At 44.3% G+C, this 14,256-nt stretch carries 7 protein-coding genes and 1 pseudogene; 4 read left to right on the top strand and 4 right to left on the bottom strand.

Going from position 1 to position 14,256, the window contains the following annotated elements; all coding sequences use genetic code 11:
* Positions 1-110 precede the first annotated feature (110 nt).
* Both prsT and Nant_RS10065 read right to left on the bottom strand, forming a co-directional pair.
* Positions 111-2,846, bottom strand: coding sequence for an XrtA/PEP-CTERM system TPR-repeat protein PrsT (gene prsT / locus Nant_RS10060; RefSeq protein ID WP_054341520.1), 2,736 nt, complete (start codon positions 2,844-2,846; stop codon positions 111-113).
* A 78-nt stretch (positions 2,847-2,924) separates the two neighbouring features.
* On the bottom strand, positions 2,925-3,548 hold the full coding sequence (locus Nant_RS10065; protein WP_054341521.1) for a PEP-CTERM sorting domain-containing protein: 624 nt from the start codon (positions 3,546-3,548) through the stop codon (positions 2,925-2,927).
* A gap of 122 nt (positions 3,549-3,670) precedes the next feature.
* Here Nant_RS10065 and Nant_RS10070 point away from each other — a divergent pair.
* Positions 3,671-4,132 (top strand): annotated as a pseudogene (locus Nant_RS10070) (IS5 family transposase); the annotation flags it as partial.
* A gap of 313 nt (positions 4,133-4,445) precedes the next feature.
* Here Nant_RS10070 and Nant_RS10075 read toward each other — a convergent pair.
* Positions 4,446-5,096, bottom strand: coding sequence for a peroxiredoxin (locus Nant_RS10075; protein WP_054341667.1), 651 nt, complete (start codon positions 5,094-5,096; stop codon positions 4,446-4,448).
* A 464-nt stretch (positions 5,097-5,560) separates the two neighbouring features.
* On the opposite strand from Nant_RS10075, the gene Nant_RS10080 reads away from it, so the two are divergent.
* Positions 5,561-6,406: a mechanosensitive ion channel family protein gene (locus Nant_RS10080; protein ID WP_054341523.1), complete on the top strand. Its 846-nt coding sequence runs from the start codon at positions 5,561-5,563 to the stop codon at positions 6,404-6,406.
* 318 nt (positions 6,407-6,724) lie between these two features.
* Here Nant_RS10080 and Nant_RS10090 read toward each other — a convergent pair whose 3' ends face one another.
* On the bottom strand, positions 6,725-7,288 hold the full coding sequence (locus tag Nant_RS10090) for an SOUL family heme-binding protein (RefSeq protein ID WP_082400195.1): 564 nt from the start codon (positions 7,286-7,288) through the stop codon (positions 6,725-6,727).
* A 666-nt stretch (positions 7,289-7,954) separates the two neighbouring features.
* On the opposite strand from Nant_RS10090, the gene Nant_RS10095 reads away from it, so the two are divergent.
* Positions 7,955-10,141, top strand: a complete 2,187-nt coding sequence (locus Nant_RS10095) for an OsmC domain/YcaO domain-containing protein (RefSeq protein ID WP_054341526.1) — start codon at positions 7,955-7,957, stop codon at positions 10,139-10,141.
* 274 nt (positions 10,142-10,415) lie between these two features.
* Positions 10,416-14,243: a PAS domain S-box protein gene (locus Nant_RS10100; protein WP_054341527.1), complete on the top strand. Its 3,828-nt coding sequence runs from the start codon at positions 10,416-10,418 to the stop codon at positions 14,241-14,243.
* Positions 14,244-14,256: the final 13 nt, after the last annotated feature.

Here is a 14,256-nt window from a genome sequence, read left to right on the forward strand (position 1 = left end):
CTTTGCGTTTCGAACTGCGGCGTAGCTACCGCTAGTGCCGCCGGCGCAGGTGAGGAAAAAATCAGCAACACACAATATGATACTATTTCTATCGTGGTGTTTCTTATCCACTACAGACTCTTGTAAAGAGCTACCGCATCACTTTTTTCGAGAAAGTCATACTCGCTGTCGACTAACTCAACCAGTAATTCCTTAGACCGGGTGGATTTTCCGGTTGCATGGAGTAAAACGGCATAATGATAGCCCATAGTCGGATTTTCAGGGTTTTCTTGCCAGGCTTTCTCGACATATACCAACGATTCATCCAAGTCGCCTGACAGGTAAAGTATCCAGCCATAAGTATCCAGAATAGGTGCAGACGATGGAGCGAATTTTACCGCCAGGCTAGACATCTCGCGGGCCTTGCGTAGCGTTTTCTTGTCTTGGCTGTATATCCATGACAGATTATTAAGCACTTTAGCATTGGAGGGGTTCGATTCTAAGATCACCAGGTAGTGCTTTTGAGCTTCTTCATATCTCAGCTGCTGCATCAGCAGGATCGCTAATTCATTGCGCCAAGATAGATCCTGTGGATAGTTTCGGACATAATCCCTGAGGATACCCTCTAACTCTTCAGTCTCACCCAATAGATTCATCGCTTGAACCAGTTTACGCACTTGCGCGGGATCAGAGATGCTGGTCAGTATACGTTTATAGTTACGGACCGCTTCCGCCCAATTGCCCTGATGAAATTCAATATCACCTGTTACCCGGTACGACAGGTCCTCCGTTTGAGGATTTAAACTGAGCGAATGAGAAAAAGAGCGGGCCTTTTCAATCTGGCCGGACTCCAGGAGAACATCCACTTTCTTATAAATTGCGAATGTATGGTCGGGATGGTTGACGAGCACCGAGTCCAGCTTTAGCAGTGCAGTGTCGGCATGCCCGAGCTTGGCAAGCGTTTCAGCAAGCAACACGGTATGGTCCGAGCGTCCGATATTGGCCTGAACGAGTCTCTCCAGCAACGGAAGGCCCTGCTCGTATTGACCGGCAGCGATCATCGTTCTCGCGAAAGAAGACACCAGCATGGGGTTATCACGCATTGCCTCATAAGGCGCCTGTATGACCTTCATTGCCGTGTCCACCTGATTCATCGCTAAGTAGTAATTGGTTAACATCACGACTATTTCAGGCTCTTTTTGCGTCAAGCTGGCAGCTTCCTCGATAATATCTTTCAGCGCGACATACTCGCGCCGCATCTTTGCAATTTCCGCCAGTTGAATGTAAGTAGCTGGATTAGATGGGTCTTGTTGTTTAGCACGATTCAACAACTCCTTCGCCTCGACGATCTTCCCCTGCCCGAGAGCAACCTTACTCTTACCAATTAATGCGGATACATAATCGGGCTCTGCCGCAAGGCTCTTGTCAAACGCCTCGCCAGCCTCTTTTAACTTAAATTGAGAACGCAGCACCTCAGCTTTAAGAAAATATACATAAGCAGACTCATTTTCCTCGATATACGCATCAATAGCTTCCAATGCGTACTTAGAGTTATTAGCCTGTAAATATGAGAGTACAAGCAGGGTAAGTATCGGCTCTTTCAGTTCAGCATTTGGAAGGGCCTGTGTAAGTTCTCTTATCGCCGCGTCCGCATCACCCAGAAGAAACTTCCCGATAGCGAGCTTCGTTTGCAATCGATCCAGGGTCTGCCTGTCTAATAATTGGATATCCTGATCAAATTTTTCGCGAGCGTCTTCTCCAAAGGCTACGGCCACTGCAGTCTTGTAGTTTTCTCTACTGGTCAGTTTTTCTATGAGACTTACAGCCGACTCCGGCTGACCCAATTCAAAGTAGATATTTGCTAGCAGTCGTTCGACCTTGTTTGTATCTGCTCCCAGGTTCTGCGAAAGAAAGATGCTCAAGTAGCGCTCAGCCTGATTCAGGTTTTGATCTAAATAATTTGCGTATCCCGCCGCTAGGTAGGTTGGATAATGAAAGATACCTGTAGCCAGACTTCTATCAGTGGCCTCTTTTGCCGCACTAAAATCACCGGAGGCAAGCGCGATCACCGCCTTAAGGTAATTTGCCCTAACATCGTATTTTTGTATCTCAATATATTGATCTATGTATTTATCAGCATCTTCATAGCGACCGAGATGATAAAGGGCCTCTGTCTTTCCCAGATTTATATTATAGGTTGGCCCCCGTTTCTGTTCTGCCTGCTCATAGGTGACAAGTGCCTTGGCGTAGTCACCCTCACTCAAAAATATATTTGCCTTAGTGGTGAGCCCAACATCCCCGGATGACGATTTTATCGCAATATCTACATATTCATGAGCATTAACATAATCTCTACGAAACATAGCCAAGGTTGCGTAGCCTGCGTATGCACGTGGGGATTCCGCACTATCTATTGCGAGCACAAACTCTGCTTCCGCCTTTTTTTCGTTTTTCAATCCCATGTAAGTCAACCCAAGTATTGCATGCGCCTCAGCCTTCTGCTTGGGTTCAAAAATCAACTCCGGATCCAGTAATTTCAGAACCGAGGCATAGTCACCATATAGCTGATACATTTCGGCCTGCATAAGCAGGGCTTCGTTGGAGCCGGGGCTTAGGCGTACAACATGTCCGTATTCCTTGGCAGCGGATATGAACTGGCCCGTTTTCATATATACATATGCCAGAAGATTTCGCGCTTTCAGATTATCTGGGTTCTCCTGCAAAATATTCTTGAGTAGGATAACAGCTGACTGTACTTCATTCTCATTCAGGTAAGTCACAGCCTCGTCAAAACGGGCGTCCTCCCCGGAGAAGGCTGCTGCAGGGTAGAGTAGTGCGAACAGGAGAACCGCGACGACTAATTTCATGGCGTTAACTTCCAGAGGGTGGAGTAGGGGTGGCAATCTAGCAGACGGTTAAGGCCGCATTTGATTGATATTTAATCGCTATGCTTCTTTTCTTCTGGCAAAACCAATTAAGCCTAAAAGTCCAGAACCGAATATCCAGACGGTAGCAGGTTCTGGAACGGTAGCAGGCGCTGTCTGGTAAAACCAGCCGCCTCCTGAAATACTAGATGAATCAGATATAAGCTGATCAGTAAGAACCGTATCAGTATTATTGTATGGTCCGTATTCGTCTACTACTCCGGCAGACCGAAAGTCAGAAGTTAATCCTCCAATCCACTTGCCAAAACTATTAGCACCTGTTTGGTTGAAACCTGTCGTAGAAAATATAGCCGATGCCCAAGTAGAATAGGCTTCAGAATAAGATCCGATGCCACCAGAGTGAGGCGTTATTGACGAAAATAGATAATCGCCTACTTGAGTTGCTGTCGCCCACGAATAGCCATCGAGATCCCAACCATTGAGACTGCTGCTAACACCACATACCCCAGTTGGGCATTGCGTATTCATTTGATCCCAAGATAAATTAGCAAATAAAGATGTTTGAGCCCAATTTATTCCATCGACCGACACAGTGTCAGTAACTGCTGTTGCATTAGCCATTGAAGAAGCACCAAGTGCTGTAATAAGTAGAGTAGATCTGGCAAGTACGGTTAAGATTTTCATTGTCATTTCCCGTTTTTTCATTTAGTTAAATATTGCAAAAATCAAGCCAATTAATAAATATCTTATTATTACAAATACTTAAATATCAATTAAATTTTTCTTAGTTTTATATGTAAAAAATACTGACACCAAGCGCATCAGCAAAGACCCTATTGGCTGTGTATCCACTATCAAGGCCGGTCCGCTTAAGCGATCCCGCCATGGACGACGCGCTTTACGAGATTGCTTCTATGCGTCTGTTTGTTGGTTTATCGTTAGACCGTTCTATTCCAGATCACACTACCATCATGAACTTCCGTCATCTATTAGAGCGGCAGAATCTCGCTCGCACTATTTTTGATGATGTAGTGAGGTGGCTGTTCGAAGCCGGTGTGTTACTGAAAGAAGGCTCTCTCATGGATGCCACCATCATTGAAGCACTGAACTCGATCAAGAATAAAGTGGGAATACGCGATCCGAAGATGCATCAGACCAAAAAAGGTAACCAATGGCACTTTGGGGTGAAAGCTCATGTTGGTGTGGATGCACGCACAGGTATTACGCATAGCCTCACGACCACAGCAGCATCGCGGTCTGAAATGAGTGACGGCAAACCAGCCGACAAATGCGGAAAAGCAGTTAAAAAACAGAAGAAATGGGCACAGATATAACAAGTAGTTGTTGCTTGGGGGATTTATAGATTTTTGTCAGCTAGTTGTTAACTTAATCGTATGTTCCTAAATTCTAGTGGTGAAACAGGGGCTCATTCTCCAACGGAAAACGCACGCGGAGTTGTTAGTACAGCGAGTCAATAGATACTGATGCGCGAGCCTTGACCCAGTTCAGTGTTAACGACGCTTTGCAGTTAACACTACTGGGGTAGGCTCGTGATGAAGTGATTGTCGTTATTTTATATTGCTACTTTAAAGAGGTCTTACGCAAGTATGGCAACACGGTTTCAAAGGCGCCGAACTTGGCTGTCGCATCTTCAGTGCTCACTGTTGGCGGGATAATTACATCTTCACCAACAACCCAGTTAGCCGGTGTAGCAACACCATTTTTAGCTGCTGTTTGCAAAGCATCTAAAGCACGCAGGACCTCGGCAAAGTTGCGGCCGACATTCATCGGATAGGTCATAGACAGCTTAAGCTGCTTATCCGGACCAATGATAAATACAGCACGTACGGTAGCGCTATCTGCTGGCGTCCGTCCGTCCGGCAAATAAGCTTCTGCCGGCAGCATGTCGAAAAGCTTGGAAACTTGCAGGGTCTCGTCCGCAATAATAGGGAAGCCGGCTTTAGCACCAGCAACCTGTTCGATATCCGTTTTCCATTTTTTATGGTCTTCCACACCATCAACAGATACGCCAATCACCTTAGTATTGCGTTTCACCCACTCTGCACTCAGCTGTGCCACCGCACCGAACTCAGTTGTACATACCGGCGTGAAGTCTTTAGGGTGAGAAAATAAAATAGCCCAGTTGTCACCAATCCATTCGTGAAAATTAATAGTACCTAAATCGGTTTCAGCCGAGAAATCAGGGACAACATCATTGATACGAAGCGACATAACTTTTCCTTCTTTTAGTGAGTTATTGATAGTAAAGAGTACAGGAATAATACCTGTTTTGTACCATCCCACGCGATTAAAACCTAAAAGCATACCGCGTAGGATCGTTAGCGATCCAAAAGCTATTTCGCAGAGGCATATCAATCAAATAGTAGCAGTTAAGTCGGGATTTATGTTCACGAGAACTTTCGACTCATTCCTGGCTTATTGAAGAAAAAACGGTTGTAAAGGTAGGGTGAGGATTGATGTGGTGGGGCTTAGGGTGCTTTGATGTCTCGTAACGCAGGGCTTCTCCTTGTCTTCATTTTAAATACTTCAATAGATAGCTATCCTGCACTTTCAGGGGTCGTTATACTGGCGATTGTAACGGATGTGGTCGGTTTTTGAGTTTTCTATGATTGACTTTAATATTTCTACTGTAACTGCATGTTGTTTTATAAGTATATGAAAAATTGGGATAATCTATGATCGAGTTTGATATTTTTAAGGTGCTTGTTGACCACAAGTTGCTTTCTTCGCTGACGTTTATTGTTTTAGCTTATTTGTTGAAGTTGATGTTTGTAAAAGTCATAAGAAGACGAAGTAAAGCGAAAGGGGAAGATGGACGTTCTCTGATCAATCTAATTAAAAACTTAATTAACCTGACCGTTATTGTTTTATTTTTTGTCTTATGGTCGGATGAATTACAAAAATTTGCATTGTCCGTAGCTGCGTTTGTTGTCGCTATTGTTATCGCTACGCGTGAATTTATTCAATGTATTATTGGCTATATTTATATCATTGCATCAAGGCCATTTCAGGTGGGAGACTGGATTCAGGTGGGCAGTAATTATGGAGAGGTAACAGAAACTAATTGGGCAAAATTAACCTTATTAGAGGTTGATATCGATTCGTACAGCCATACAGGAAAAACGCTTTATTTACCCAATAGTCTGTTGATTTTAAATACCATAAAAAATCTCAACTTTATGAAACGGTATGCGACACACACTTTCACGCTCACCCGTAATCAGCGCGTAAACCTGTTTTTATTTAGGGATGAGTTACTGGAACGAGCAGCGCTTCACTGTCAGGATTTCTATGAAGTTGCACACAGGTATAATTCTTTAATAGAGAAACGTTTAGATGTGACGATCGCCGGTCCAGCCCCTACCGTCACTATTTCGACATCAGATATTGGGAAAAATACAGCGAGTGTGACGATTTTTTGTCCTTCAGACCAAGCACTGGATATAGAACAAAAAATAACTCAGGATTTTATGGAATTATGGTATTCAGAGCTAAAAAAATCTGAACAAGTCGCTTCTTAAGCGTGGCTCCTAAATAAGGCGACTAGCTAACTTAAGGCTTTTTTCTAGCCCTGAAAGAAGATAAGGCGATTTTTACGATTAGCAATAACGGGAAAAGCCCATGAATAAAAAGATCAAAAACATCTATGCTGCGGGATAACTCGCCATTGCTGAGCATTTGAATTTTTTCAAAAAGATGCGGCTGAGGGGAAAAAGGCGCGAGCCCTAGCGTAAGTGTCCCAATGATCAGCACAAACCATGGCAGCCTTCTAATCATATTTATCAAAACTATTATCCTCGTATAATCCGCACTTTGGTTAACAAAAATAGAGTAGGTGGCTAATAGGCCACCATCACTTCGTTACGGCGTAAAAATGGCAATGTCCAGGGTGGGTTGTAACGTGCGAGTTCAGGCTTGCCTCTAGGTGTAATGTTCTTGCTATCCAGCCATGCCATTAAGTCAGCCGTTTTGGTAGCGATTTTGTCTTCCCCGGCGAAGCCAGAAAAACGAATCACAGCATAATTGCTGCTAGGCACTTCACGTATAGTCACAGCAGGGTTATTAGGCGTAGGTAAGGTATCTAAAGTGTATTCGCTGGGCATGACAAAATGTACACGCCATTGGCCACCTGTCTGCTCCATGCTCACCGGTGCGGTCATACTGATTTTTTCTGACGTAGGCTCCATAGTAACGGGTGCCGTCATGCTGATTTTCTCATTGCCACCTTTACGCGACGTGTTATTGCCAAAAATATAACCCGCAATTAACTTAAATCCAGCACTGGATGCTTCATCTAACGACCCTGACACCCGTGTTTCCGCCACAATTTTAGGGCTATAAGCACGCAACTCAAACGCCTCAGACTTTTCTATGACTGTGTATTCTGGTTCTTCAGTTGCCATTGCAGACCCCGTAAAAAATAAAATGACTAGCCCTGAAAGTAGACGCTTTAGCATATTAACCTCCGGTATGACTATCTCTGTAAAAATCATCAGAGCTTGATGCCGTGCCTTGATCACACTTATTTTAACAAAGCCATCAGTGCGGCAATACTGTTTAAAAAGTAATTAAGCATGTTGTGCATGTTTTCTTAACGCAGAATGTATCTATTTTATGTCATACGAAGAGAGTAAGAGAGATGTATGTGTTGCTTTCACTACTTTTGAGTAATTTTTAATACGGCTAAATGAGCCAGCGAAGGGGATCATTGGGTACCTGATTATAACTACTCCGTTGCAGGCTCTTTCTGCATTCTGTCTTGAATAATCGTAGCAAAGCATTTATCTGTAAATGTCAGGTGTGTTCGCTCTCATCAGGCTTGCTACTAAACCAGCTTTCATATTTTCTAGTAAAAAGCTATGCAGGCTAAGGATATGCCGCATGGTTAGTTCAATGGACGTCAAATGCCGCAACTCAGGGGGGGCTCAAGATTATCGTCGTTTTAATTCCACTATTAATGCTAAAATGCCCGCCAAATCAGGCGGCCTGCGAGGCTAAATTGTCTTCGTTTTAAATACACCGCTACAAATACTCATCTTGCGTCAAACGATCTCGGAAAGAATATTCAAATGGAAATCAAAGTAAATTTTTTAGACAACCTCAGACTCGAAGCAAAGTTTGATGATTTTACCGTCATCGCAGACCAGCCTATTCGTTACAAAGGCGATGGCTCTGCCCCCGGTCCCTTTGATTACTTCCTGGCTTCGTCGGCGCTTTGTGCGGCATATTTTGTACGGGTTTATTGTTTGGCGCGTGATATTCCAACGGATGATATCCGGCTCTCGCAGAATAATATTGTTGATCCTGATAATAGATATAAGCAGATATTTCAGATACAGGTAGAACTGCCAGCCAGTATTTCTGATCGTGATCGTGAAGGGATTTTACGATCGATTGATCGGTGTACGGTTAAAAAAGTCGTTCAGCAAGGCCCCGAGTTTATCATTGAGCCGGTCGAGAGCCTGGAGCAAGATGCCTCTCTTATGTACATCGGCAACGCCGACGGCGATGCTAATACTACGATTATTGGCAAAGACCTTCCTCTGGAAAAAACCATTGCGAACATGACCGCTATTCTGGCTGAGCTTGGCATTAAAATCGAAATTGCGTCGTGGAGAAATATCGTCCCGAACGTATGGTCGCTGCATATCCGCGACGCCGCTTCACCTATGTGTTTTACCAACGGTAAAGGGGCGACTAAAGATAGCGCGCTATGCTCGGCACTTGGCGAATATATTGAACGTGCCAGTTGTAACTTTTTTTACAACGACCAGTTCTTTGGCGAAGATATTTGTAATAGTAAATTTGTTCATTACCCCGATGAAAAATGGTTCAAAGCAGGCCCGGATGATGCCTTGCCAGAAGGCCTTATGGATGAAGCATGTCTGGATATTTACAACCCGGATGATGAACTTCGAGCGTCTAACTTAATTGATACTAATTCGGGGCTTATCGAACGTGGGATTTGTACTTTACCTTTTGTACGCCAATCCGATCAGCAAACGGTGTATTTTCCATCCAACCTGATAGAGAATTTATTTCTCAGTAACGGAATGAGTGCCGGGAATAATATCTACGAAGCGCAGGTGCAGTGCCTTTCAGAAATATTTGAACGTGCGGTCAAAAGACAGATTATTGAAGAGGAAATTGTTTTACCGGATGTTCCTCTGCATGTTCTAGAAAAATTCCCGCAGATTCTCGAAGGTATAAAAGGACTGGAAGAGAACGGTTTTCCTGTGGTGGTTAAAGATGCGTCTTTGGGAGGACAGTTTCCGGTCATGTGCGTGACGTTAATGAACCCAAAAACTGGTGGTGTTTTCGCCTCTTTTGGAGCGCATCCGAGCTTTGAAGTGGCACTGGAACGCAGCTTGACTGAATTATTGCAGGGCAGAAGCTTTGAAGGATTAAATGATGTGCCACCTCCAACGTTCAATAGCATGGCGGTAACTGAGCCGAATAATTTCGTTGAACATTTTATTGATTCAACGGGCATCATTTCCTGGAAATTCTTTAGCGCTAAGCACGATTATGATTTCTGCGAGTGGGATTTCTCTGGCACCACCGAGGAGGAAACTACCTGCCTCATGAATATATTAAAGGATCTTGATAAAGAGGTTTATATTGCTATTCATGAAGATTTAGGTGCATCGGCCTGCCGAATCTTAGTGCCTGGCTATTCAGAGATTTATCCCGTTGACGATCTTATCTGGGATAACACTAACAAATCACTCGATTTCAGAGCCGATATTCTCAATATTCATTCGTTGGATGATGACGCGCTGGCAGATTTAGTCGAGCGCTTAGAAGACAGCGAGATGGATAATTACACTGATATTAAAACGCTTATCGGTATTGAGTTCGATGAAAATACCGTGTGGGGCCAACTCGATATCGGTGAATTGAAGATCCTCATCTATTTGGCGCTTGAGCAATATGAAGAGGCAAGTGAGCTAGTACAAAACTACATGATATTTAACAATAATACAGTCGCCCGGGGTTTGTTTTATCAAGCCCTCAATGCGGTACTTGATATTACTCTGGATGACGAACTTGAGCTTGAAGATTATTTAGCAAATTTGATCAGAATGTATGGGGTCGAGACCATGGACAATGTAGTGGGCTCTGTAACCGGTGAGGTTAAATTCTACGGCTTGACAAAAACGAGCATGAAACTGGAAGGGCTGGATAGGCACCTCAAGCTGATTGAAAGCTATAAGAAGCTTCATAAAGTCAGAGAAGCGGGAATGTATAAGTAATCAGGAGTGCGCTTTTTAAGAGCGGTTGTTAAGGGCTGTTGTTAAGGACTGTTGTTAAGGGCTCTGGTGCTTCGATATTTCAAAGGCGGAAGTTAATGTTTTTTTAATTAATTTATTGATGTAATTAATCTTTTCTCATATGAACCCCAGTTCTTTCGGACTGGGGTTTTTTTATTATATGAATCTGTTTTGTTCAGCATTTATTCAGTATTTATCAAAAATATAGGCTAATATAGAATATATAAGCCATCTGTAGTGGCGATAAGGAACTGATATGTTCAGTAAATTAAAGCTGGGGGTGAGGGGGAAAACCACACTGGGGCTGGGATTGCTTATTTTTACATCCTTGTTTATTGCCAGTGAATACAGCTACTGGACTTCGCGTGTTCATGCGGAAAAAAATATTATTGCGCTCAAACAAACAGCGCTACAGCTGTTGAGTCATGAAATTTCCACGATATTAAATTCCGAGCGCGAAAATTTGTTATCCCTGCGTGATGTTCCTGCGGTGTCAGCTATCATCCGGAGCCGCAACGCGGGCGGCATTGATCCGGTGAGAGGTGGCTCGCTGGATCAATGGAAGCAACGCCTGGAAGCTACCTTTTTGTCCTTTACGCACAACAATACATCCTATGCTCAGCTTAAATACATAGATGCAAAAGGTCATGAGCTGGTACGAGTGGATTCCTTAACGGGACAAGCAACCGTGGTGGATGATTTTCAGAATCAAGAAGATAATCTTTATGTATCTGAAACCCTCAAGCTGGCAGCCGGTAAGATTTATCATTCCGATGTCAATCTGAACCGTGAAGACGGGATGATTCGGCAACCTTATACGCCGATATTCAGAATAGCGACACCGGTATACCTACAAGACGATGATAACGTTGAAGGCCTGATTGTCATCAATATCTTCATTGATCAGCTGTTCAAAAATGTCTTTACCGACTTATCGGGTGCGAAGCGCTTTATCAGTGACGAACACGGGGACTACATCAAGCATTCTGATGCTGCCAAAATCTTTGGCAAAGCATTAGGCTCAGGCCACAATCTATCTCAGGATGACCCGGAACTCCTTGCCCTATCAAAGAAAGAGGATAGCCTGATCCGCTATGACAGCGAGAAGCATGAAGTGGATGGTTTCCAGAAGATTTTTTTCAGCCCAAGAGATCATAGTCGTTACTGGTTGCTGGGCCTCAGTATTCCTGAAAATATTGCTTTTGCTCCGATTATTGCCGAACGGGGTGGCTCATTATTGGCCGGTATCATTATGGGGCTGTTCGCACTCATGGTTACCCTCTGGATGACCACCCGAAACATTGTAGCACCTGTCGTCCGGCTTGCAGAGATCGCTAAAAAAATGCAGCAGGGTGATAGGATGGTTCGTGCCGACGTGTCATCGGTTACAGACGAGTTTCGCATCCTGTATCAAACTTTCAATGATTTAGCGGCGGATCAGCAGCTAATTAAAGCAGATCTTGAGGCCGAAATAATACTCAAGACAAAAAGACATTCTTTGATTGTCGACAGCCTGATCGACAGCCTGATCACTATCAATAAAATAGGTATGGTTGAATCATTTAATCCTGCTTCCGAACGTATTTTTGGTTATTCGGCTGATGACGTCATCGGCCAGAATATTAATCTGCTGATACCTGGCTCCTACCATAGCGAAGATGATAATTACCTTTTAAAGCGTCTATTCATTGATGACAAGAAAATTATCGGTATCGGGCGCGAGATGGTCGGCAAGCGTAAGGATGGTTCTACCTTTCCCATGGAGTTAGCGGTTAGTGAGCTGAATGTGGGGGATGAGCGTCATTTCACAGGCATTGTGCGCGATATATCTGCTCGCCAAACGGACGAACAGAATGTACTCGACGAAAAAGCTCGCCTGTTGGCCGTCATTGACAATGTTGTTGATGGCATCATTACGATTAATGAAAATGGCTTCATTGAAACATTTAACCCTGCTGCCGCTAGGATTTTCGGTTACCGTCCGGATGAGGCAATAGGACAGAGGGTTAAAAGGCTTATGCCCGTGTCTTGTCATGATGCATACGATGATTATCTGCTTAATCATGTCAGTAACGACGAGGATAAGGTAAGAGTTCTGGGTCTTGAGAGTGTTGGCGTACGTAAAGATAGCTCTACCTTTGCGATGGAAATGGCTGTCAGTACGCTACTTATCGGCGAACAACATCACTTCGCTGCTATCGTCAGAGACATCACAGAACGCCAAACGGACGAACAGAATGTACTCGACGAAAAAGCTCGCCTGTTGGCCGTCATTAATAATGTTGTTGATGGCATCATTACCCTGAATGAACAGGGTTTTATTGAAACCTTTAACCCAGCGGCCGCCAGAATTTTTGGTTACCGTCCTGATGAAGTGATAGCACACAGCGTTAAGGTACTGATGCCTGGTCCTTACCATGCTGAATACGATGATTATCTGTCGAATCATGTCAGCATCGACGCGAAAAAGGTCAAAGGGGTAGGTCTTGAGATAGTGGGTCTGCGAAAGGATGGCTCTACCTTTCCGATGGAAATGGCCCTCAGTACGCTGCTGATCGGTGACCAAAGCCATTTCGCGGGTATCGTCAGAGATATCTCCGAACGTAAACGTGTTGAGCAGATGCAAAAAGAGTTTATCTCTACGGTCAGTCATGAATTGCGCACACCTTTAACCTCTATTCGTGGTTCCCTCGGTCTTCTTTTAGGCGGTGTCGTGGGAGAAATTCCTGAAAAGGCGCAGGCACTTGTCAGCATTGCTAACAGCAACAGTGAGCGGCTGATAGATCTGATCAATGATATTCTGGATATTGATCAGATTGCCGCCGGGAAAATGCATTTTGATTATACAGTCACCAACCTGATTTCTGTCATTCAGAACGCGGTTGAATCGAATCAGGGTTATGCTGATCCACTGAATGTCCATTTTGTATTTGATGCGGGTGAGCATAAGAACGTGATCGTTCGCATCGATGAAAAACGCATCGCTCAGGTGATGTCAAATTTGCTTTCTAATGCCGCCAAATACTCCCCGGCTCACGATCAGGTAGAAATTACAGTGAGGGTAAAAAACAGACATGCCCGCATTGCAGTGCACGATCACGGAAAGGGAATACCCGAAGAGTTCAAATCCAGAATATTCAGTAAATTTGCAAGGGCCGACAGCTCCGACACGCGTAAAAAGGGTGGCACGGGGTTAGGGTTAAGTATCACCAAGTCCATTGTTGAGCAGCATGGCGGTAGCATTAGTTTTGAGAGCACCACAGACAAAGGGACCACCTTTTATGTTGATTTAATATTGTTCCAGAGCGCGCAGAAGAAAGAAATAAAGATGGGTAAGGAAATTCATTCATCTCGGCCGTTGCTGCTGGTGGTGGAGGATGACCAGGATGTATCCGGTTTGCTCGGCATGATGCTGGAGGATGACGGCTATCGTTATCATCAGGCATTTAACTATCAGCAAGCCATAGAGCAGATACAAACCCATCAGTATCACGCTGTCACCCTGGATCTGATGATCCCCGGCGGGAGCGGTATCAGTTTATTGCGTAAACTGCGCGCCGATGACGCCACTCGAGAGCTCCCTGTTATCGTGGTGTCAGCCAAGGCACATCAAGGCCAGCTTGAAATGAAAGGTGATGTACTGAACGTGGTCGACTGGATTGAGAAACCCATCGATAAAAACAGGCTGCTGAGCTCTATTCGTAAAAGCATGTTTCATCCGCAATGTAAGCGGCGCATTCTGCACGTGGAAGATGACCTGGATATTGCCATGATTGTTGACACTCTGTTGAATAGTGAATATCAGGTTATTTTGGCGAAAACGCTGACGCAGGCTAAGCAGTTGATCAATGACGAGCACTTTGATTTGGTCCTGCTGGATATCGGCTTGCCGGATGGCTCCGGGGTAGATTTGCTGCCCATATTGAACAGCCCTGAACATCAAACGCCCATCATTGTTTTTTCGGCCCGGGAAATTAGCCAAGATATCAGTGCGCAGGTACAAGGCGCACTGCTCAAGTCAAGGACTGGTAACGAGGCGCTGATGCAACAGATTAAAGCGGCGATAAACAAACAAGTATCATGACAGGATAAATAAT

It is taken from the genome of Neptunomonas antarctica (assembly GCF_001305295.1).
In the GTDB taxonomy this organism is placed as follows: domain Bacteria; phylum Pseudomonadota; class Gammaproteobacteria; order Pseudomonadales; family Balneatricaceae; genus Neptunomonas; species Neptunomonas antarctica.

Excerpts from the sequence above, each read along its gene's own strand:
- prsT (WP_054341520.1), bottom strand. The coding sequence starts at position 2,846 with ATGAAATTAGTCGTCGCGGTTCTCCTGTTCGCACTACTCTACCCTGCA.
- Nant_RS10065 (WP_054341521.1), bottom strand. The coding sequence starts at position 3,548 with ATGAAAATCTTAACCGTACTTGCCAGATCTACTCTACTTATTACAGCA.
- Nant_RS10075 (WP_054341667.1), bottom strand. The coding sequence starts at position 5,096 with ATGTCGCTTCGTATCAATGATGTTGTCCCTGATTTCTCGGCTGAAACC.
- Nant_RS10080 (WP_054341523.1), top strand. The coding sequence starts at position 5,561 with ATGATCGAGTTTGATATTTTTAAGGTGCTTGTTGACCACAAGTTGCTT.
- Nant_RS10090 (WP_082400195.1), bottom strand. The coding sequence starts at position 7,288 with ATGGCAACTGAAGAACCAGAATACACAGTCATAGAAAAGTCTGAGGCG.
- Nant_RS10095 (WP_054341526.1), top strand. The coding sequence starts at position 7,955 with ATGGAAATCAAAGTAAATTTTTTAGACAACCTCAGACTCGAAGCAAAG.
- Nant_RS10100 (WP_054341527.1), top strand. The coding sequence starts at position 10,416 with ATGTTCAGTAAATTAAAGCTGGGGGTGAGGGGGAAAACCACACTGGGG.